Origin of the sequence: Pseudomonas sp. KT_2_4, assembly GCF_041410225.1 — a bacterium.
Classification (GTDB): Bacteria; Pseudomonadota; Gammaproteobacteria; order Pseudomonadales; family Pseudomonadaceae; genus Aquipseudomonas; species Aquipseudomonas paracarnis.
Map to the genome: position 1 here is coordinate 5,780,251 of NZ_CP166962.1, position 19,002 is coordinate 5,799,252.

Sequence of the window (19,002 nt, forward strand, 5' to 3'; positions counted from 1 at the left end):
TTAGCAAGCTGCACAAAAAGGCCCGCTGATGCGGGCCTTTTCGTTGCCTGGGATTCTTGACACTGCCCCACAGGCTTCTCTAGGATGCTGCTCATGCGCCGATTTAAACAGCTAATTGCGGGGCGCCACTGGGTCTCAATGCAGCCCGACAGAAGTACGCTTGCTCACGCAGGGCGTTCCTCGAAATACCGCTAAAGCGCTGGTTCGGTGTTGCCTCTCACCTGCCCGCAGACTTTTGAGGCAGAGACACGACACGATGAATGCACTACGCCCCCTCATACGCCTGGCCCCGATCACCGCGGACCTGACTCAACGCAATCCGAAAATCCTCCTGGGCGGTAAGCACCAGCCGACACTGCTGCGTTATCTGGACGGCTGGCCACGCCGTTCCGGTCGGCCTTCGGCGTTCCTGATCCAGTTTGTGGAAGACGGCGATTCCCTGGCCCGTTTTGCCAGCGACAGTTTCGACCTTGCAGTGATTCAGGCACCGAGTGTCAGCAACGCCCATGAGGTGATCCACCAACTGACGCGCATTGCCCGGCAAGGGCTGATTGCCCGTCGCTGAGCGACTAGTGAAAGGTTGCCAATGCGAGGAGTCGACGCTTGCGCTGGTACAGGAACAGTAACCCGGCAATCAGGCACAGCAGTAGCGGTAGAGGCACGACCATCAGCCCTTTGAGCTGTCGCTCGAAACGCTGCACCGGGGCATAGGCCTGCGCCTTGAGTGTATGCAACTCGATGGGCAACTGCAGGCGCTCCTTGTTGAGTACCTGCAACTGCGTATTGGTATCCACCGCCTGGGTGATAAGCCGCGTGTGCGCTGGGTTCAACTCGCGCCATGCTTGCTCTGTCTGCTCAAGTCGTCGCTGGAGCTCAAGCGAATTTTTCCGATAAGCCTGTGCGGCTTCGTCGCGCATGTGTTCCAGCCTGTGCAACGGTTGGCGCATGACACGGGATCGAATGCGCTGGAGTGCTTCGGGCGCCGCCAGGTTATCCAATGTGTTCAATACAAACTGCGCGTTGCCGTTGCGTGCATGGCTGACTGTGTCCGCGAGCAAGTCGGTGTCGGCCACGACCACCATCTGGATCAGTTCTGCTTTTTGCAGCCCGGGCGGCTGGCCCTTGAGGCCGTCGGGAAACGCTGAGTAAGCGGGCCCCTCAACGCGCGCAGCGATCACATGGCGCTGCCCTGAAGTCGCCGTTTCATCGATCAGTGAGTCAAATGTCGTCGCCGAGCCAAAGCGTTTCGCGTCCAGCAGGGCCGATTGCCGTGAGCTCAACAGAAGCGGGGTCAACAGTGAACGGCTCTTGGGGGCCAGGGAAAGCGCGCCGCTGCTTGAGACCATCACGGCGTCCAGCCCCCAGGCGCTGACATCCGTTGGAGTCATCGCCTGTGATGGAAGGTGTAGCCTGGCCGGGTGCAGTACCCGGGGCATTCCCGGGCCGGGCGTGGCTGATGAGGCATAGAGATTATCCACCAACAGCTTATCCGCGGGCATTTGGATGCCCCACGCGTTCAGCAGCCCCTCCATTCTGGCGTTCGCTGGCACGGCGTCAGCGCCCATCTCGCTCACGGGGTCGAGGAACATCATCAACTGGGTGCCTTTCAATACCGATTGCTCAATGGCATATAGGGCTCGTTCAGGTAAAGCGTGCGGCTGTACGACTATCAATGTCGCGATGGATGACGGAACCTGGGCGACGTTCGCAGCCAGTTCCACCACGTTGAATTGCTCGCGGATCAACCCCAGCAACTCGCTGGCCGATTTGTCTAACGCCAGTCCCGACAGCAGGCCGATAGTGGCACGCTCAGGCTGCCCCAACTTATAGATCAGGTGGCTGATCTCATATTCAAGTAATGACTCGTGCTCAGGCCGGAACGCTTCGATGCGTTGGGCGCCCTGGCCAGTACGGGTGCCGATAAGGCCAAGGAATCCTTGTGTGTCATCAAGCCCAAACAAGCGGGCTTTGTAGGCATCTTCAGAAAAGGGAGCGGGGTTAATGATATGTAAGTTGATCAGGCCGTTTGCCGCTTTTTCGAACGCCTTGAGCACGTCTTCCACGCGCCGACCATAACGTTCTAATGCCTGGCTTTTTTGCGGCGCATTGAGGGTATTGAAGTAATACAGATCCAGTGGGCTTTCAAGTGACAGTAGCAGTTGCTGCGCCGCGGGCGATAAGGTGTGGATTTTTTCTTCGGAAAAGTCCCAGCGAACAGTGGGCAGTTTGGGTGCCCAGACTAGATTGAATGCCAGAAACAGCAGTGATATGACGAGAAGTGTCATACCCGCACGAAAAGCGGATCCCATCAGTGGTCTTCCTTTTCTCAGCTGTTTTTATAATTGAGTGTGAGGGTGGTCGCAAACAGAAAAGCAACGATCATGCTGATAAAGTACAGGCTGTCCTGCAGTGTGAGCTTGCCGTTATCCATCGCGCTGAAGCGGGCAACGGGATCCAGGGACATCAAACTGTCGATAATCCATATCGGTGCTTGTTGTTCAAGTGCATCCAGTACTGACGAAAGCCCACTGGCGGTCAGCAACAAGCCGAGCGTGAAAAAGAAAATCAGCAGGCGTTGGTTCGCAAGTACACAGATGAAACAACCTACCGAAAGATAACTTCCCGCCAGTAACCAACTGGCCAGGAATTGTGAGGCGATAACGCTATTGTCAGGTGTGCCCAGATAATTCACGGCAATCACCAGCGGGAAGTTAAGCATCAGCGCAATGCCACAGACAGTCCATGCCGCGATGAATTTTCCGATCACCCGTTCCATCGAGGTGACAGGCAAGGCATTCAGGGTGTTGTAAAAGCTGGCGTTGGATTCATCCGACCACAACTGCGTCGATAAAAGGGGGACCAGCAGGAGATAAAGCCAGGGGTGCAGTTCAAAAAAAGCCTGCAAATCACTGCTGTTTCGCTCCATCCATTGGTTGGAATGCAGTCCCAGCGCTGCGCACAGTGCGAGAAAAACCGCCACGCTCAGGTAAGCGCTGGGGGCGCAGGCATAGCTGACGAGTTGTCGTTTGAAAATGACAGGTAGCAGTCTCAAGGTGTTACCTCTTGGCTCAGATGGTGAACGACATCGTTCAGGCGACCCGGCTCCAGATTCATTGAGGTGATGTTCCAGCCGCGATGGGTGATAAGCGCGTTGATCGAGGGAAAGATGGAATGCCCGGGCATGGCCAGTACCGTAACCTTGCCGGGCGCATGCCGGTCTTCTTCGATGCCTGCGACGCCGGGCAATACGGCCAACGCGAGCAAATCCAGCGGGGCGTCTGCCGCGAGGGTGACGGCCTGGAAGTGCCGGGAGCTGCGCTGTAAGTCGGACAGCGAGGCATCGCCCACCAGGCGACCACCGGCGATAACCAAGGCACGGGTGCAGATGTCCGCCAGATCCTGGTAATGGCGGGAGGCGATGATGATGGTCATTTCCTCGCTCAGGGACTGGATGAGTGCCCGGAACTTGAGGCGTTGATCAGGGCAGAGCCCTTCTGTGGGTTCGTCCAGCAGCAGCAGGCTTGGGGAATGCAGGAGCGCCTGGGCCATTGCCACTCTGCGCTTCAAACCAAGGGAAAGGACGTTGATGGGGCAGTCGAGCACGGGCAGCAGTTCCAGTCGTGCGGCTACCTGCGCCACCTGGCTGCGTTTTTCCATCCCGCTCAAGCCGCGAATGGCGGCAATGAAATTGAGCATGTTTTTGACGGGCATCGTGTGATGGTCGAGGCCGTTTTGGAGCTGATAGCCAATGACCTTTTTGGCTTGAATTGAGTGGGTATGGGTATTGAAGCCTTGAATACTGATGTGCCCGGCCGTCGGCTTGATCGTCCCGGCGATCAGGCTCAACAGTGTTGTTTTTCCCGCCCCACTCTCTCCCAGCAAGCCCACACACTCCTGGCGCTGGGCACAGAAGGACAAGTTGCTGATTACGCGTGTTTTGCCCAGGTGTTTTGTGAGGTTGCTTATCTCGATCATGGTTTTACCGAATAAGTTTTGCAGGGCGTGTGAGAGAGGCCGGCGGTATGGAAAAGTGCTTTAAAAAGGGTACGTTCAATATGAAGACTTGGGAACGCGAAGTGTGATTAATAAGAAGAATCCTACGTTCGGCCCGATAATCCGCTGAAACAATTGTTTTGTTTTGAATACTTATTAATGTCCAGATGTTTATCTGATGTTTATATAAAGTTTTCTCCTTTGTAACGAGGCCAGATTGCCATGATGCTTCTACGTACTCTTGTTCTTGAGCGCAACGATGAAGGGACGCCCGTTAACGGCGCCTTGTTGTGCGGGTTTGCTGTGACGCAAACGGCGTCCAACTTTCTGGTGTATAGCCTGGATGAGGAGGCAGAACCCGGCCACTCCAGGGTCTATATCGCGGCACTGCGTAAAAAGATTGACCGGTATTTCCTGGGAGGCGTTGACTCCAAAGAGGACCTGCAATTAGCCATGCAAGTCTTCAAACAGATCCTGACGATGGCAGCGGCAGCCGGCTCGAAGACAACGCCGATTGCCGAACCCCAGGTGCCCTTTCATTTCGTTGATTTGAAAGGCTGCCGGTTGCCGCCTGCCAGGCCAGAGGATCATCACTCGGTGATCATCAAGAAAGCTTTGGTCATGAAGGTCATCACCTTGGGCATGTCGGCCCCGGCGTTGCCTGCGATCGAAAGCAGCGCAGTGATCGTGCCGTCCATTCGCTTCTCGTCGCAAATGGTTGCGCCGCCGCGAAATCCGCGCTCAGCCACGACTGCGCCGCAACCTATGGATGAAGGCACCCTTGAAGAACCGGCGCGGTCGCTGGTCGCGATACCGCAGGAGCAGGTTGAGCCCAGTGCGTCGTCTGTTCCTGTTGAACAAGATGACAGTCACTTTGAGTCAGACAACCTACGGTTGGCGCCACCCGAGCCTGAGCCTGAGCCTGAGCCCGAACCCTTGGACCCGCCTGCCCAGTTGGACCATACCTCTTTGCTCGAAATGGACAGCGCGCTGAGCAATCTGGCCAAAGTCGCCCAGGAACTGACGCAAAAAAAATGCGCGGTCCTAGAGAAGGAGCAAATGCTTGAACAGTGGCAGGCGCGATTGCAACAGCAGCAGAGCCAGTTGGAAGAAAAAGGCCGTGAACTCGAGCAGCGCCATACCTATTTGCAGGAGCAGGGCTTGGAGGTCAGCCAGAAGGCCGAAAAGCTGGCGATGATGATGTTGCAGTTGTCGGGTATGCGCCAGCGTATGCAAGGCACGTTGCTTGAATTGGACCAAGTGCTGGAGGGGCATGGGTGAGGTAATGGGGCGCCGGCCTGGATACTTTCCAGGGTTCATTTATCATCAGTCCCAGCCGGCCGCTGCCTGGGCATGATGCCCTGGCATAACGGCACCATTGGACATTGCCTGGGGATGCAAGCGTTTGAGTACCAAGCTGATTACCAAAGAAGGTCATGAAGCGCTGAAAAAAGAGCTGGATTACCTGTGGCGAGAGAAACGCCCGGATACCACACGCAAAGTGACCTGGGCCGCCTCCCTGGGAGATCGCAGTGAAAATGCGGATTACCAGTACAACAAGAAGCTGTTGCGGGAGATCGACCGACGGGTGCGTTACCTGCGCAAACGCCTGGAAGACATGCGGGTGGTGGAGTACATGCCCGAGCAGGAAGGAAAGGTATTTTTCGGTGCATGGGTCGAAATCGAAAACGAACAGGGCGAGACCAAGCGTTTTCGCATCGTCGGTTATGACGAGATCTACGATCGCATGGATTACATCTCCATCGACTCACCCATGGCACGGGCCCTGCTGCGCAAGGAGGTGGACGACGAGGCAATCGTACAGACCCCCGGCGGAGAGGTGTGCTGGTGGATCACCAAGATCGAATATGTGACGACCGCCTGATGGCACGTACCCTTGGCTGGGGGCGTGCCATCCAGGTCTCAGCCTTCGCGCAATACGGTCAGCGGGCTGGCATTCAGTGCACGGCGCGTGCCGAATACCCCGGCAGCGCCAATCAGCACGGCACCGATCACGGGCAGCAGTAACAACCACGGGTGGGGATGCCACGCCAGGTCAAAGGCATAGCGGTACAGCACCCAGGTCACCAGTTCGGTGCCCAGTGCTGCCAGCAAGCCACTGACCGCCCCCAACAGACCGAATTCGATGCGTCGGGCCTTGACCAGCAACTTGCGCTCGGCGCCCAAGGCTCGCAGCAATGCACCTTGGCGGATTCGTTCATCCAGGGTGGCCTGCAGGCCAGAGAACAACACTGCCATGCCCGCCGCGAGTACAAACAACAGCACGTATTCGACCGCCAACGTCACTTGGGCGAGGATGCTGCGCAACTGCTCCAGCAGGGCCTCGACCTGCAGGATAGTGACCGCCGGGAAGGCCCGTGACAGGTCGACGATCTGTTGGTCATGGCCGGGAGCCAGATAGAAGCTGGTGAGGTAGGTCGCGGGCAGATCCTTCAAGGTGCCCGGTTGGAAAATCATGAAGAAGTTGGGCTGGAAGTTATCCCAGTTGATGGTGCGCAGGCTGGTGACCCGTGCTTCACGGTTTTCCCCACCGATGGTGAACAATAAATGGTCGTTGAGCTTGAGCTTCAAGCTCTCGGCCACCTTGGCTTCCACCGACACGCCTGGAATCCCGTCGTTGGGTTGCGCCGACCACCACGTACCTGCCGTCAGGACGTTACCCGCTGGCAAGTCGGCTGCCCAGGTCAGGCTCAGGTCGCGTTGAGTGGCCCGGTCGCCACTGGAGTCCTTGCTGACAATCTCCTGCACGGGTTCGCCATTGATGCTGATCAGGCGCCCCGGCACCACCGGGTAGAGCGGCGCCGCTTGTGCCTGGACGTCCAGCAGACGGGCGCCAAAGGCGTCCTTGTCGGCTGGCAGGATATTCAGGGCGAAGTAGTTGGGCGCATCCTTGGGCAACTGGTTTTGCCAGGTGTCGAGCAATTCGCCTCGCAACAGCGCGATCAACCCCATGGACAACAGGATCAAGCCAAAGGCCAGGGATTGGCCTGCCGCCGCCAACGGGTGACGCAACAATTGGCCCAGGCCCAGGCGCCACGGCAGGGAGGCACGAGCCAGTAACCGCCGCAGGCTCTGTAGCAACAACAGCAGCAAGCCACCCAGGAGCAGCGCAGCGACTACACCGCCGCCGAGTAACGCGAAGGTCAATACCAGGTCCAGGCTCAGGCGCCACATGATCAGGCCCAAGGCAAACAGTGCCGCGCCGTAGACCATCCAAGTGCTTGAAGGAATAGGCAGCAAATCGCGGCGCAATACCCGCAGCGGCGGTACCCGGCCCAGTGCGGCCAGCGGCGGGAGGGCGAAGCCGGCGAGGGCGACCAGCCCGGTGCCAATCCCCGCGACGGCCGGTAGCAGCCCGCCTGGCGGTACGTCGGCGGGTAGCAGGTCGTGCAGGAAGTAGAACAGGCCAAATTGCGCCAGCCAGCCGAGCAGGGCGCCGGCCAGGCTCGCCAGCAAGCCCAGTACGCTCAGTTGCAGGCTGAACAGCAGCATGGCTTCACGGCGCGACAAGCCCAGGCAGCGCAACAACGCGCTGGCATCGAAACGTCGACTGGCGAAGCGGTTGGCTGACAGCGCCACGGCGACGCCAGCCAGCAGCACAGCCACTAGGCTGGCCATGTTCAGGTAACGTTCGGCCTTGCCCAGTGCGCCGCCGATTTGCTGGTTGCCATCGCGGGAGTCCTGCAGGCGCTGGTTGGCAGCCAGGCCCGGTTTGACCAGGTCGCGATAAGTTTGCAGCGCTGTGCTGCCTTGTGGCGCACGCCATAGTTCGCGGTAGCTGACACGGCTGCCTGGCTGGACGACACCGGTGGCGTCCAGGTCCGCCAGGTTGATCATGACCCTGGGCGTGAGGCTGTAAAAGTTGCCGGCGCGGTCGGGCTCATAGTTCAGGATGCGCGCCAGGCGCAGGGTCTTCATGCCGACATCGATGCTGTCGCCGACTTTCAGGTCCAGCGCCGTCAGCAACCGTGCTTCTACCCAGGCTTCACCAGGTTTGGGGCCACCGCCCGGGATTTGCGTACCGAAGGGCTCGGTGCTGCTTTTAAGCTCGCCGCGCAAGGGGTACTGCTCGTTGACCGCCTTGATGCTGGAGAGCTGGATGCCGTTATCGGTGGCGATAACGCTGGAGAACTCCACGATGCGAGCGTGATCCAGGCCCAATTCGGTCCCAGATTTGATTTGCTCGGCACGGGCCGGCGAGCTGCCTTCGAGCACCAGGTCGGCGCCGAGGAATTCGGTGGCGCGCAGCAGCATGGCGCCGTTGAGGCGCGCACCAAAGTAGCCGATAGCGGTGCTGGCGGCCACGGCCACCAGCAGGGCAAAGAACAGCACGCGCAATTCGCCGGCGCGGGCATCGCGCAGTAACTGACGCATGGCAAGACTGAACAGGCGCAACAGCGGCAAACGTGCCATCAAGGCTCCAGGGGCGCGACCATCAGGCCGGCTTCAAGGCGGATCAGGCGCCGGCAGCGGTGGGCCAGGCGCTCGTCGTGGGTGACCAGTACCAGGGTCGTACCGCTCTCTTTATTCAACTCGAACAACAGGTCGCTGATGCGCTCGCCAGTATGGCTGTCGAGGTTGCCGGTGGGCTCGTCGGCAAACAGCACGTCCGGTTCGGCGGCAAACGCGCGGGCAATCGCCACGCGTTGTTGTTCGCCACCGGACAGTTGGCGGGGCGAGTGGGTCAGGCGCTGGCCCAGGCCTACGCGCTCCAGCAGGTGTTTGGCTCGCTCGCGGGCGTCCTGGCGACCGTCCAGCTCCAGCGGCAGCATCACGTTTTCCAGAGCATTCAAGCTGTCGAGCAATTGGAAGGATTGGAATACGAAACCCACATGCTCGGCACGGATGCGCGCGCGCTGATCTTCGTCGAGGGTGCTCAGGGCTTGCCCGGCCAGGGTCACTTCGCCGCTGCTGGGCAGGTCGAGGCCGGCCAGCAGGCCCAGTAGTGTGGATTTACCGGAACCGGAGCTGCCGACGATAGCCAGGCTATCGCCCTTGTTCAGTTCCAGGCTCAGTTCGTGCAGGATAGTCAGTTCACCTTCCGCGCTGGGAACCACTTTGCTAAGGTTTCGCGCGGTGAGAATGCTTGCGCCCATGGAGAATCCGATGCGAGTGTGGTTTTTGAGTGCTGGCCTGGCCTTGATGTGCATGGCCCAGAACGCAGCGGCGGGTACAGTCCTGATCGTTGGCGATAGTATCAGTGCCGGTTTCGGCCTGGATACCCGCAAAGGGTGGGTCGCGTTGCTGGAGCAACGGCTCAAGCAGGAGGGTTTTGACGACAAAGTGGTCAATGCTTCCATCAGTGGCGACACCAGTGCAGGAGGCCTCGCGCGGCTGCCCGCGGCGCTTGCAACGCACAAACCGGACGTGGTGGTGATCGAGTTGGGTGGCAACGATGGCTTGCGCGGCCAGCCGCCTGCGCAATTGCAACAAAATCTTGCTTCGATGATTCAGCAGTCCCGGGACAGCGGCGCCAAGGTGCTGCTGTTGGGTATGCAGATTCCGCCCAATTACGGCAAGCGCTATGTCGAAGCTTTTGCCAAGGTATTCGGTGATGTGGCACAGAAAGAAAAGGTGCCGTTTGTGCCGTTTTTCCTCGAGGGCGTGGGTGGCCATCCGGAGTTGATGCAAGCTGACGGGCTGCACCCGGCGGTCGCGGCGCAAGACAAGTTGCTGGAAAATGTCTGGCCGGCGCTAAAACCGCTGCTATGACGCTTTTCTACCGGCAGGCTTTCGGCTAAGGTGGCGCCCCCCTGATTTGGAGCCCTCGATGTCGCGCCCTGCCTGGTCCCTGTTTAACTACCAACTGATCGAGCCGGACGAGCAGCTGGACCTGTTCGCCTGCCAGGAAGTGCGAGTGCATTTGGTGGCGCGTCAATTGGAACTGGGCGGCTCCATCGACCGCACGCTCTGCGGCACTTTATTGCCCGCACAGCCACGCTGGTCATCGGTCAACCGCTCGATTTTTCAAGACCAGCGACTCTGCCCGTTATGCCGGGCGATTCTAGAATCGCAAAAGCGCGGCACGCCGCCGATCTGGCCGGAGCTGCGCTTCGAGCTGTAAAACAGCTTGAAGCTTGGCGCTGCGAAGCCGTATACAATCAATTTTTCCCTACCCGTCGTCTTGCGAAGGATTTTCCGGATGTTGTCGCGCGTTTCCGTCGTCACCTGCTGCCTGTCTCTTGCTGCGCTTTGTGCGGCGGGTTCGGCGGCGGCCTTGCAGTTGCCCTTGCCACCGCCCGGTGAGGACATTGTTGGCCAGGTCCAAGTGATCAAGGCCAAGTACGAAGACACTTTTGCTGACCTTGGCACCACCTACGACCTGGGCTATTCGGAAATGGTCGCGGCCAACCCGGGTGTCGATGCCTGGTTGCCGGGTGCGGGCACTGAGATTGTGCTGCCGACACGCTTTATCCTGCCGCCCGGGCCGCGGGAAGGCATTGTGATCAATCTGGCGGAATACCGGCTCTACTACTATCCAAAAGGCCAAAACGTTGTCTATACCTTCCCTCTGGGCATTGGCCGGGAAGGCTGGGGTTCGCCGATCGCCCATACCAGTATCATCGCCAAGACGCCGAACCCGACCTGGACGCCACCGGCCTCGATCAAGGCCGAGCACGCCGCCAACGGTGACCCGCTCCCCAACGTGGTGCCTGCCGGCCCCGACAACCCACTGGGGCCGTTCAAGTTCACCCTGGGCACGCCGGGTTACCTGATTCACGGCTCCAACATGAAGTTTGGTATCGGCACGCGTACCAGCCACGGGTGCTTCCGCATGTTCAATAACAACGTGTTGGAAATGGCAGGCATGGTGCCGGTAGGCACGTCAGTGCGCATCATCAATGACGCGTACAAGTTCGGCAGCAGTGGTGGCAAGGTCTACCTTGAGGCCCACACGCCGTTGAATGATGACGGTACGCCATCGGTGGTCGACAAGCACACCGCGGTCATCAATGCGTTGCTCAAGCGCGAAGACCTGTCCAATAACCTACGCGTCAACTGGGACCAGGTGCGTGATGTGGTCGCCGCCGAGGATGGCTTGCCGACCGAAATTGGTGTGCCAGGCGGCGCACCTGTGGCGTCCAGCACCCCGCTCGATCTTCAATAATAAGCCTGAGCGAACATCCCTGTGTGAGCGGGCTTGCTCGCGAAGACGTCGGCCCGGCAAACATTGATGTTGACTGATCCACCGCTTTCGCGAGCAAGCCCGCTCCCACATGCCAAATCATAGGCAAAAAAAAGCCGACCCATAAATGGATCGGCTTGATAACAACCCCGAAGGATTATTACTTGCGGCTTGCTTTTTCAAGCATGCGTAGAGCGCGCTCGTTAGCTTCGTCAGCAGTCTGTTGTGCTTTTTGAGCAGCAGCCAGAGCTTCATCAGCTTTACGGTAGGCTTCGTCTGCACGGGCCTGGGAGCGAGCTGCTGCGTCTTCAGTTGCAGTCAGACGAGCTTCGGTTTCTTTGGAGACGCTGCTGCAACCGGTAGCCAGAACTGCGGCCAGAGCCAGAGCAGAGAATTTCAGAACGTTGTTCATCGTGTTCCCCTTCAAGGACTTTCAATTTAATGGCTACTTTCTCAGAGTGAGCTAATAGCCGGCGTACATACTACCCATTACTTGTAGTAAGTAAACTGACGTTGCGCAAGAAGCAAAAAAATTTCTTGTGCCGAATCTATTTTGGCTAATCTTTTGGCGGTTTGTATGAAAACTGTCCAATTTTTTGCACCTGGACGCACATTGGATCCAGGCTGAAAGGGCCGGCCCGCATGTGTTAAGCCTTGTAAATAGATGAAATTTTATATAACGAAGCGGGGCACTTTGGTTACGCTTGGCTTTACTGCGGCGGGCATCTTTTGCGCATCTAGAGGTGACTTTAAGAGCGCCAGTTCGTCTCAAGGTTCAACTGCCGGCAATGTTCAGGCTATCGGTCACCGGTTGATCGAGGCCCTTTCTATATCCACCAGCGGCGGGGAATGACGAGTGCGCCTTGAGCAATTTCAGGATTGGTGCCTACTATTCCCTATGTGCTGGTTGTGAGCGCTCACGGTTTTCTCGCTGTCGAAACCGGCACGGGGTGGCGTAGATGTTCCTTCGCCGGAAAAACATCGGTAAGGTAGGGTCGTTAATTCAGACCCGCGAGGAGTAGTGATGAGCGAGGCGTTGTCCATCCACCATGACCAGGCTGGTCATCAGTTCGAGACCAATGTGGACGGTCATCGTGCCTACCTGACCTACATGGACCTCGGGAAGCAGACCCTGGATATCTATCGCACCTTCGTGCCCAACGCACTGCGGGGGCGAGGCATTGCGGCTGCGTTGACCGAGGAAGCCTTGAAGTTTGCCGAAGAGGCTGGCTACACGGTGATCCCGTCGTGCTCCTATGTCGAACGCTATATGGAGCGCCACCAGCGCCATGCTGCGAAGCTGTAACTGACCAGTTGCCAATAAAAAACGCCGGGCTTAGCCCGGCGTTTTTGGGTGCGCGAAACCGGTACGGACTCAGGTGCGCTTGCGCTGGGGCAACACGTCCTTGAGCTTGGCGTGCATGCTGCGCAGGGTAGTTTCGGTGGCGGACCAATCGATACAGGCATCGGTGATCGACACGCCGTACTGCAAGTCGGCCAAGTCTTTTGGAATCGCCTGGCAACCCCAGTTCAAATGGCTCTCGACCATCAAACCGATGATCGACTGGTTACCTTCCAGAATCTGGTTGGCAACGTTCTCCATCACCAATGGCTGCAAGGCCGGGTCTTTGTTGGAGTTGGCGTGGCTGCAGTCGACCATGATGTTTGGCTTGATCTTGGCCTTGTTCAGCGCCTGTTCGCACAGCGCGACGCTGACCGAATCATAGTTGGGCTTGCCATTGCCGCCACGCAGCACCACGTGACCGTAGGCGTTGCCCTTGGTCGTCACGATGGACACGCCGCCTTCCTGGTTGATACCCAGGAAGCGATGAGGGCTGGAGACCGATTGCAGCGCATTGATCGCCACGGTCAGGCCGCCGTCAGTGCCGTTCTTGAAGCCTACGGCCGAAGACAGGCCGGACGCCATTTCGCGGTGGGTCTGGGATTCGGTGGTGCGTGCGCCGATAGCCGACCAGCTGATCAGGTCCTGCAGATATTGCGGGGAGATCGGGTCGAGGGCTTCGGTGGCGGTGGGCAGGCCCATTTCAGCCAGGTCCAGCAGCAGTTTGCGACCGATGTGCAAGCCATCCTGGATCTTGAAGGAGTCGTCCAGGTACGGGTCGTTGATCAAGCCTTTCCAGCCGACGGTGGTACGCGGTTTCTCGAAATACACGCGCATGACCAGGTACAAGGTGTCGGACACTTCAGCCGCCAGCACTTTGAGGCGCTCGGCATATTCGTGGGCGGCCTTGAGGTCGTGGATAGAGCAGGGCCCGATCACCACGAAGAGACGGTGGTCGGTGCCGTCGAGAATGTCACGGATGACTTCGCGGCCCTTGGTGACGGTCTGCAGGGCAGCGTCGCTCAGGGGGATTTCGCGCTTGAGCTGATCGGGGGTGATCAGGGTCTCGTTGGATTCAACGTTAAGGTCATTGATCGGTAAATCAGCCATCGTGTTACTCGCCAGGGTCACGGGTGCCGGCCGCCAGCTATCCCCGTGCGGCGGGCACAGCATGATTTGAATGCAGGGGGGAGGAACCTTAGCGCGTAACACGGGCCCGCGACAATGGGCAAAGCCCGGTTTAATCCAGCGCTGGCTGCACAACCGCCTCATGGGAGAACTCGCCGGCATGACGCGACACCCACTCACGGGCCATGGTTTCAAGTTGTGCAGGCGTTGGCTCGGCGTCTTCGTGCAGGCGGCAGTAACGCTCGATCTGGCACACTTGCTCGCCCATCCGTGCACCGAACAAGGCGTGTTCGTCGGTAAAGCAAATACCAATGCGATAGCCCTGTTCGACTTTGCGGCACCAGGCGACATAGCCTGGATAACGGGCGCTGGGCCCTAGGGAAGGGATATGCAGGTCTACCGCCGTGCCGGCGCGCCAGGCACGTGGCCAATTGCAGGCGACGCCGCCGCGGCCGATAGTGTGCAGGCGTTGGCGGGGAAGGGCGGGAGAGGGACGTTGGATCAACTCGACAGCGACATCATCAGGGTGAGGTAAAAAACGACCCATGTACACGGACTCCGAGCGCCGTCCAGTTGACGGCAATGGCAGCAGTATAGTGAAGGAACTGGAATTGACCGACCTGGATATTGACCAGCAATTGCTGGGATTGCCAGGTATTTCGCTGGTAGTGTTCACCAGTGTCGGTTGTGCCAGTTGCCGCTGGGCACGCCAGCAGTTGCCCAGCTGGCACTTGCCGGTGGACCGCGTGTGCTGGGTGGATGCCGGGCACAACGGCGGTGCGGTGGAACGCTACCGGATCTTTCATTTGCCGGCGTTGTTCCTGGTGTGCGAGGGTCAATTCTTTGGGCAATTACAGACACGTCTTACAGCATCCGACCTCGCCGAATGCCTAAACCAGGCGCTCAACCGAACACCAGAGGATTTGCCATGACAGCAGTTGCAGCCCCGTCGCCACGCATTGGCATTATTGGCACCGGTGCCATCGGCGGTTACTACGGACTGATGCTGGCGCGTGCCGGCTTCGATGTGCATTTCCTGTTGCGCAGCGAATATGCCGCGGTGAGCAGGCATGGCCTGCACGTCAACAGTACGGTGCATGGGCAACTGCACCTGCATCCGGTGCAGGCCTATGCCAGCGCCGCCGACATGCCGCCGTGCGACTGGCTATTGGTGGGCACCAAGTCCACCGGTAATGTGGACCTGGCGCCCACCATCGCCCAGGTGGCGGCGCCGGATGCCAAAGTGGTGCTCCTGCAAAACGGCCTCGATGTCGAAGACAGCCTGCGTGAACACCTGCCGCCGTCGCTGCATCTGTTGGGCGGCCTGTGCTACATCGGTGTGCACCGCTCGGCCCCCGGTGTGGTCGAGCATCAGGCGTTGGGCCGGGTCAACCTGGGCTATCACAGTGGCACGGCGGCCAACGATGAGGTGCAGCAACAGGCGATTGTCGAAGCCGGTGCCGGGCTGTTTCATCAAGCTGGCATCGAGTCCCAGGCCATGGCCAATGTGCATCTGGCGCGTTGGCACAAGCTGGTCTGGAACGTGCCGTTCAATGGCCTCTCTGTGTTGCTGGGCACGGGCACCACGGCCATGATGGCCGATGAGTCCAGCCGCGAGTTGATCCAGGCGCTGATGGCCGAGGTGGTGCAGGGCGCTCATGCCTGCGGGCATGAAATCCCTGCCAGTTACGCTGGGCAGATGTTCGCCATGACAGAAACCATGGACGACTACCTGCCCAGCATGTATCACGACCACCTGCACAAGCGGCCGCTGGAGCTGGCGGCCATCTATGCCCGTCCCTTGGCCGCTGCCAAAGCGGCCGGTTGCGAACTGCCACGCATGCAGGCGCTGTATCAGGCCTTGAGTTTTATTGATCGGCACAACCGCTGATTGGGGGGAACCACCATGGTGAAGGGATTGGCTGACAAACTGGTGCTGGCGATTTCCTCACGAGCGCTGTTCGACCTGAGTGACAGCCACAAGGTTTATCTGGCTGAAGGGGTCGAGGCTTACCGCAAATACCAGATCGAGCACGAGGAAGAAACCCTCGAGCCTGGCGATGCCTTCCCGCTGGTCAAGAAGCTGCTGAGCCTGAATGCCAGCCTGGGGCGTGCGCGGGTCGAGGTGGTGTTGGTGTCGCGCAACAGTGCCGATACCGGGCTGCGGGTGTTCAACTCGATCCAGCATTACGGCCTGGATATTTCCCGCGCCGCGTTCGTAGGCGGGCGTAGTCCCTATCCCTATTTGGCCGCCTTCGGTTGTCATCTGTTTCTCTCCACCCATGCTGAAGATGTGCGCAGCGCCCTCGATGCCGGGTTTGCGGCCGCGACGATTCTGTCGGGCGGCCCGCGCCGCGCTTCCAGCGAAGAGCTGCGCATCGCATTCGACGGCGATGCCGTGCTGTTCTCCGATGAGTCCGAGCGCGTCTACCAGGCCGGTGGGCTGGCAGCCTTCCAGGCCAGCGAGCGAGAGTCGGCGCGCCAGCCTTTGCACGGCGGTCCGTTCAAGGGCTTCCTGGCGGCACTGAACCTGTTGCAACGCGAGTTTGCCGATGAGGCCTGCCCGATTCGTACCGCGTTGGTCACCGCACGTTCGGCACCGTCCCATGAGCGCGTGATCCGCACCTTGCGCGAGTGGGATATCCGCCTGGACGAATCGCTGTTCCTCGGTGGCCTGGAAAAATCCGCGTTTCTGGAAGCCTTTGCCGCCGATGTGTTTTTCGATGACCAGGCCGGCCATTGCGAGAAAGCCAGGGAGGTAGTGGCCACCGGGCACGTGCCCCATGGCATCAGCAATGAGTTGAGAATCCAGACCGAGCGCTAGCTGCTAAGCTCATTCAATTCCCGCCATCCTGGCAGTCCAGGAGGTTTTATGATTCGCTCGATGCTGTTTGCCACGGACCTCGGTCTGTATGCACCCTATGTGATGCAACATGCAGTGGCGCTGGCGCGAACGTTCAAGGCTGACCTGTATGTGATCCACGTGGTCGAGCCCATTGGATTGTTCGCCGAATCGGTGTTGCAGAGCTACCTTGATGAAACCGCCTTGAGCGAATGGCAGAGCAAGGGGCTGAGCACGGTGATGGCGACGATTGAACAGCGTGTGCTGGACAGCTTTCGCGAGGAGTGGGAGGAAGGGGAGCAGGACCTGCAATGGATTCGCTCGGTCAAGGTGATCCAGGGGGATCCTTGCGAGGTGATTCTCGACCAGTTGCGAAAACTGTCCGTCGACTTACTGATCGTCGGGAGTCATAGCCAGGCAACCGGTGTGGCCGTCCCCCTTGGACGTACCGCCGCACGGGTGTTGCAGTTGTCCCCCGTGCCGGTTTACCTGGTGCCGTCGCTGCAGCGTCGGCGCAGTGACGATAGTTGATCGGCAAAAACGATAAAAAGTTCTAGATTTATCCGTCAAACCTTTAATATAGTTATATACCGTCGCTGATACCCGTGGCGTCTATCTGCTTTGAGGGATTCATATGAAGCTTCAACAACTGCGCTACATCTGGGAAGTGGCGCACCACGACCTCAACGTTTCCGCTACCGCTCAAAGCCTCTATACCTCGCAACCTGGTATCAGCAAGCAGATCCGCCTGCTCGAAGACGAGTTGGGCGTCGAAGTCTTCGCACGCAGTGGCAAACACTTGACCCGCGTCACTCCAGCTGGCGAGCGCATCATCACCACCGCCGGCGAGATCCTGCGTAAAGTCGAAAGCATCAAGCAGATCGCCCAGGAATTTTCCAACGAGAAGAAAGGCACCTTGTCGATCGCCACCACTCACACCCAGGCGCGCTATGCATTGCCGCCGGTGATCCGTGATTTCATCAAGCAATACCCGGACGTAGCCCTGCACATGCACCAGGGTTCGCCGATGCAGATTGCCGAGATGGCCGCTGACGGCACCGTCGATTTTGCCATCGCCACCGAGGCCCTGGAATTGTTCGGCGACCTGGTAATGATGCCCTGCTACCGTTGGAACCGCTGCGTGGTTGTGCCCCAGGGGCACCCTTTGGCCAAGCTGCCGAAGCTCACCCTGGAAGCCTTGGCTGAATACCCGATCGTGACCTACGTGTTCGGCTTTACCGGCCGTTCCAAGCTCGACGAAGCGTTCAGCCATCGCGGCCTCACGCCCAAGGTGGTGTTCACTGCTGCCGATGCCGACGTGATCAAGACCTACGTGCGCCTGGGCCTGGGCGTCGGGATCGTCGCCAAGATGGCGGTCGACACCAACCTCGACAAAGACCTGGTGGTGCTGGATGCCAGCGAACTGTTCGAGTCCAGCGTGACCAAGATCGGTTTCCGTCGCGGTACCTTCCTGCGCGGCTTCATGTGCGACTTCATCGAGAAGTTCGCACCGCACCTGACCCGTGAAGTGATGGCCAAGGCGATCCAGTGCCACAACAAGCAAGAGCTGGAAGAGTTGTTTGACGGCGTTGAATTGCCCGTCCACTGACCGCGATTACCCTGTAGGAGCGAGCAAGCTCGCTCCTACAGGGGTGTAGGTTATCGGGCCTCGGTCACCGTAAAGTGCTGCCGAGCGCCGGCCACCAGAATCTCTACCTCTTCATCGATACGCTTGCCCAGCAGGCCTTTGCCCAGGGGCGAGCGTGGCGTGATGACCGTCACCGGTTGCCCCACCACATCCACTTTCAAACCCGCCGCATCCGGCGCCAGGAACAGCCATTGCTGGCGACCGTCCTCGTCTTCCAGGCCCACCAGCGTGCCTATCTCTATCCCGCGTTGATCATCGTACGCACGTAGCTGCAGTTGCTGGCACAGCACCAGCGATTGCTTGATCTCCTCCACTCGTCGGGCCTGCCCGGTGGCCAGGTACGAAGCCTCCAGGCCGAGGGTGTCGTATTTGTTTTCGGCAATGTTTTCTTCGTGGGTCGCGGTTTCGTAGGCGGTCTGCGCGGCGCGTTGGACGACGTCGATGTCGACGGTGAGCTTTTCCAGGATCAGCTGGAGCACGGCGTGTTTATTCATGGCGGTATCTGGCATCAATCGCAGAATTGCAGGACATTGGCCCGCGTCTTTTCATTGGGGGCGTTCTGGTCTTGTTGCAGCCAGAACTGGCATTTGGGGTTGGACAGGTTACGCGCGTTGCTTCGGGCCTGGTCCAGGGCCTGTTGTTGTTCCTGTTTTTGCAGGTTCTGTTGGTACTGTTCGAACAGACGGTTCGGTGGCTGCGGCTCAACCATGGCCGGTTTGCCCAATTGCTCAACCGCCTGTGCCACCGGCGCCAGGCTCTGGGGGAACAGGTAGCGAGACGCCAGCCAGGCGGTCAGCGCAATGGCGATAAACCCTAGCCACACGCCGGCGGCAATCGCGATGCAGAGCTTGAACAGCGATAACGGACGGTCAGACATAAGGGCCTCCTGGCAGGCATTGACG

Annotated in this window: 22 protein-coding genes; 12 read left to right on the forward strand and 10 right to left on the reverse strand. The window is 59.1% G+C overall.

Features of this window, described 5'->3' with window-relative positions; genetic code table 11:
* Nucleotides 1-256: 256 nt before the first annotated feature.
* Entirely contained in the window at nt 257-565 is a 309-nt protein-coding gene (locus AB9N64_RS26665; RefSeq protein ID WP_106111648.1) for a hypothetical protein, read from the forward strand.
* A 4-nt stretch (nt 566-569) separates the two neighbouring features.
* Here AB9N64_RS26665 and AB9N64_RS26670 read toward each other — a convergent pair whose 3' ends face one another.
* From AB9N64_RS26670 to AB9N64_RS26680, 3 genes are read right to left on the reverse strand one after another with little or no spacing between them, the layout of a single operon-like run.
* Nucleotides 570-2,309, reverse strand: a complete 1,740-nt coding sequence (locus tag AB9N64_RS26670; protein ID WP_133634719.1) for a Gldg family protein — start codon at nt 2,307-2,309, stop codon at nt 570-572.
* Between the two features lie 17 nt (nt 2,310-2,326).
* Entirely contained in the window at nt 2,327-3,052 is a 726-nt protein-coding gene (locus tag AB9N64_RS26675) for an ABC transporter permease (RefSeq protein WP_014717653.1), read from the reverse strand.
* Nucleotides 3,049-3,975 carry an ABC transporter ATP-binding protein gene (locus tag AB9N64_RS26680; protein ID WP_032874084.1) on the reverse strand — a complete coding sequence of 309 codons (927 nt, stop codon included), beginning with the start codon at nt 3,973-3,975 and terminating at the stop codon, nt 3,049-3,051. The genes AB9N64_RS26675 and AB9N64_RS26680 overlap by 4 nt, the downstream gene beginning before the upstream one ends.
* A 240-nt stretch (nt 3,976-4,215) precedes the next feature.
* Between AB9N64_RS26680 and AB9N64_RS26685 the strand changes: the two genes are divergently transcribed.
* The gene (locus AB9N64_RS26685; RefSeq protein WP_032874087.1) at nt 4,216-5,274 is read left to right on the forward strand and encodes a hypothetical protein; all 1,059 of its coding nucleotides are present in this window, start codon (nt 4,216-4,218) and stop codon (nt 5,272-5,274) included.
* 124 nt (nt 5,275-5,398) lie between these two features.
* Nucleotides 5,399-5,878, forward strand: a complete 480-nt coding sequence (gene greB, locus AB9N64_RS26690; RefSeq protein ID WP_371359793.1) for a transcription elongation factor GreB — start codon at nt 5,399-5,401, stop codon at nt 5,876-5,878.
* 38 nt (nt 5,879-5,916) lie between these two features.
* Here greB and AB9N64_RS26695 read toward each other — a convergent pair whose 3' ends face one another.
* Complete coding sequence (locus AB9N64_RS26695; protein ID WP_122301461.1) at nt 5,917-8,427, reverse strand: ABC transporter permease; 2,511 nt, start codon at nt 8,425-8,427, stop codon at nt 5,917-5,919.
* Entirely contained in the window at nt 8,427-9,110 is a 684-nt protein-coding gene (locus AB9N64_RS26700) for an ABC transporter ATP-binding protein (RefSeq protein ID WP_003189864.1), read from the reverse strand. Before AB9N64_RS26700 ends, AB9N64_RS26695 begins: the two co-directional genes overlap by 1 nt.
* Before the next feature lie 10 nt (nt 9,111-9,120).
* Here AB9N64_RS26700 and AB9N64_RS26705 point away from each other — a divergent pair, with 10 nt between their 5' ends.
* The 3 genes from AB9N64_RS26705 to AB9N64_RS26715 all read left to right on the forward strand — a co-directional run bounded on the left by AB9N64_RS26705 (nt 9,121) and on the right by AB9N64_RS26715 (nt 11,122).
* Complete coding sequence (locus AB9N64_RS26705) at nt 9,121-9,726, forward strand: arylesterase (protein WP_014717658.1); 606 nt, start codon at nt 9,121-9,123, stop codon at nt 9,724-9,726.
* A gap of 58 nt (nt 9,727-9,784) precedes the next feature.
* Nucleotides 9,785-10,078: a hypothetical protein gene (locus tag AB9N64_RS26710; RefSeq protein WP_003189866.1), complete on the forward strand. Its 294-nt coding sequence runs from the start codon at nt 9,785-9,787 to the stop codon at nt 10,076-10,078.
* A 78-nt stretch (nt 10,079-10,156) separates the two neighbouring features.
* Nucleotides 10,157-11,122 (forward strand): L,D-transpeptidase family protein, encoded by a 966-nt coding sequence (locus AB9N64_RS26715; protein ID WP_371359794.1) that lies wholly within the window; start codon nt 10,157-10,159, stop codon nt 11,120-11,122.
* A gap of 178 nt (nt 11,123-11,300) precedes the next feature.
* Here AB9N64_RS26715 and oprI read toward each other — a convergent pair whose 3' ends face one another.
* Nucleotides 11,301-11,552, reverse strand: coding sequence for an outer membrane lipoprotei OprI (gene oprI, locus AB9N64_RS26720; protein ID WP_003172710.1), 252 nt, complete (start codon nt 11,550-11,552; stop codon nt 11,301-11,303).
* Between the two features lie 612 nt (nt 11,553-12,164).
* Between oprI and AB9N64_RS26725 the strand changes: the two genes are divergently transcribed.
* Entirely contained in the window at nt 12,165-12,446 is a 282-nt protein-coding gene (locus AB9N64_RS26725) for a GNAT family N-acetyltransferase (RefSeq protein ID WP_003189869.1), read from the forward strand.
* Nucleotides 12,447-12,515: 69 nt separating this feature from the next.
* Here AB9N64_RS26725 and AB9N64_RS26730 read toward each other — a convergent pair whose 3' ends face one another.
* Both AB9N64_RS26730 and AB9N64_RS26735 read right to left on the reverse strand, forming a co-directional pair.
* A complete protein-coding gene (locus AB9N64_RS26730) occupies nt 12,516-13,592 on the reverse strand; it encodes a 3-deoxy-7-phosphoheptulonate synthase (RefSeq protein ID WP_003189871.1) in 1,077 nt (358 codons plus the stop codon).
* Nucleotides 13,593-13,722: 130 nt separating this feature from the next.
* Nucleotides 13,723-14,157 carry a pilus assembly protein PilZ gene (locus tag AB9N64_RS26735; RefSeq protein WP_014717660.1) on the reverse strand — a complete coding sequence of 145 codons (435 nt, stop codon included), beginning with the start codon at nt 14,155-14,157 and terminating at the stop codon, nt 13,723-13,725.
* Here AB9N64_RS26735 and AB9N64_RS26740 point away from each other — a divergent pair.
* From AB9N64_RS26740 to cysB, 5 genes are all read left to right on the forward strand, one after another.
* Entirely contained in the window at nt 14,156-14,542 is a 387-nt protein-coding gene (locus AB9N64_RS26740; RefSeq protein ID WP_014717661.1) for a hypothetical protein, read from the forward strand. The two genes, AB9N64_RS26735 and AB9N64_RS26740, sit on opposite strands and share 2 nt — an antisense overlap.
* On the forward strand, nt 14,539-15,501 hold the full coding sequence (locus tag AB9N64_RS26745; RefSeq protein WP_014717662.1) for a putative 2-dehydropantoate 2-reductase: 963 nt from the start codon (nt 14,539-14,541) through the stop codon (nt 15,499-15,501). Before AB9N64_RS26740 ends, AB9N64_RS26745 begins: the two co-directional genes overlap by 4 nt.
* Before the next feature lie 15 nt (nt 15,502-15,516).
* Complete coding sequence (locus AB9N64_RS26750; RefSeq protein ID WP_019820334.1) at nt 15,517-16,434, forward strand: 5'-nucleotidase; 918 nt, start codon at nt 15,517-15,519, stop codon at nt 16,432-16,434.
* 48 nt (nt 16,435-16,482) lie between these two features.
* On the forward strand, nt 16,483-16,983 hold the full coding sequence (locus tag AB9N64_RS26755) for a universal stress protein (protein ID WP_371359795.1): 501 nt from the start codon (nt 16,483-16,485) through the stop codon (nt 16,981-16,983).
* A 103-nt stretch (nt 16,984-17,086) separates the two neighbouring features.
* The gene (gene cysB, locus AB9N64_RS26760; protein WP_003189876.1) at nt 17,087-18,061 is read left to right on the forward strand and encodes an HTH-type transcriptional regulator CysB; all 975 of its coding nucleotides are present in this window, start codon (nt 17,087-17,089) and stop codon (nt 18,059-18,061) included.
* Nucleotides 18,062-18,111: 50 nt separating this feature from the next.
* On the opposite strand, the gene AB9N64_RS26765 is transcribed toward cysB, so the two are convergent.
* Together AB9N64_RS26765 and AB9N64_RS26770 are read right to left on the reverse strand one after the other, a co-directional pair.
* Nucleotides 18,112-18,594, reverse strand: coding sequence for a GreA/GreB family elongation factor (locus tag AB9N64_RS26765; RefSeq protein ID WP_014717665.1), 483 nt, complete (start codon nt 18,592-18,594; stop codon nt 18,112-18,114).
* A 14-nt stretch (nt 18,595-18,608) separates the two neighbouring features.
* Complete coding sequence (locus AB9N64_RS26770) at nt 18,609-18,977, reverse strand: hypothetical protein (protein WP_019820337.1); 369 nt, start codon at nt 18,975-18,977, stop codon at nt 18,609-18,611.
* Between the last annotated feature and the right edge of the window lie 25 nt (nt 18,978-19,002).

Bases quoted from the DNA above. Each gene is read 5' to 3' on its own strand.
- AB9N64_RS26665 (WP_106111648.1), top strand. From the start codon at position 257: ATGAATGCACTACGCCCCCTCATACGCCTGGCCCCGATCACCGCGGAC.
- AB9N64_RS26670 (WP_133634719.1), bottom strand. From the start codon at position 2,309: ATGGGATCCGCTTTTCGTGCGGGTATGACACTTCTCGTCATATCACTG.
- AB9N64_RS26680 (WP_032874084.1), bottom strand. From the start codon at position 3,975: ATGATCGAGATAAGCAACCTCACAAAACACCTGGGCAAAACACGCGTA.
- AB9N64_RS26685 (WP_032874087.1), top strand. From the start codon at position 4,216: ATGATGCTTCTACGTACTCTTGTTCTTGAGCGCAACGATGAAGGGACG.
- AB9N64_RS26695 (WP_122301461.1), bottom strand. From the start codon at position 8,427: ATGGCACGTTTGCCGCTGTTGCGCCTGTTCAGTCTTGCCATGCGTCAG.
- AB9N64_RS26700 (WP_003189864.1), bottom strand. From the start codon at position 9,110: ATGGGCGCAAGCATTCTCACCGCGCGAAACCTTAGCAAAGTGGTTCCC.
- AB9N64_RS26705 (WP_014717658.1), top strand. From the start codon at position 9,121: ATGCGAGTGTGGTTTTTGAGTGCTGGCCTGGCCTTGATGTGCATGGCC.
- AB9N64_RS26710 (WP_003189866.1), top strand. From the start codon at position 9,785: ATGTCGCGCCCTGCCTGGTCCCTGTTTAACTACCAACTGATCGAGCCG.
- AB9N64_RS26715 (WP_371359794.1), top strand. From the start codon at position 10,157: ATGTTGTCGCGCGTTTCCGTCGTCACCTGCTGCCTGTCTCTTGCTGCG.
- oprI (WP_003172710.1), bottom strand. From the start codon at position 11,552: ATGAACAACGTTCTGAAATTCTCTGCTCTGGCTCTGGCCGCAGTTCTG.
- AB9N64_RS26725 (WP_003189869.1), top strand. From the start codon at position 12,165: ATGAGCGAGGCGTTGTCCATCCACCATGACCAGGCTGGTCATCAGTTC.
- AB9N64_RS26730 (WP_003189871.1), bottom strand. From the start codon at position 13,592: ATGGCTGATTTACCGATCAATGACCTTAACGTTGAATCCAACGAGACC.
- AB9N64_RS26740 (WP_014717661.1), top strand. From the start codon at position 14,156: ATGTACACGGACTCCGAGCGCCGTCCAGTTGACGGCAATGGCAGCAGT.
- AB9N64_RS26735 (WP_014717660.1), bottom strand. From the start codon at position 14,157: ATGGGTCGTTTTTTACCTCACCCTGATGATGTCGCTGTCGAGTTGATC.
- AB9N64_RS26745 (WP_014717662.1), top strand. From the start codon at position 14,539: ATGACAGCAGTTGCAGCCCCGTCGCCACGCATTGGCATTATTGGCACC.
- AB9N64_RS26750 (WP_019820334.1), top strand. From the start codon at position 15,517: ATGGTGAAGGGATTGGCTGACAAACTGGTGCTGGCGATTTCCTCACGA.
- AB9N64_RS26755 (WP_371359795.1), top strand. From the start codon at position 16,483: ATGATTCGCTCGATGCTGTTTGCCACGGACCTCGGTCTGTATGCACCC.
- cysB (WP_003189876.1), top strand. From the start codon at position 17,087: ATGAAGCTTCAACAACTGCGCTACATCTGGGAAGTGGCGCACCACGAC.
- AB9N64_RS26765 (WP_014717665.1), bottom strand. From the start codon at position 18,594: ATGAATAAACACGCCGTGCTCCAGCTGATCCTGGAAAAGCTCACCGTC.
- AB9N64_RS26770 (WP_019820337.1), bottom strand. From the start codon at position 18,977: ATGTCTGACCGTCCGTTATCGCTGTTCAAGCTCTGCATCGCGATTGCC.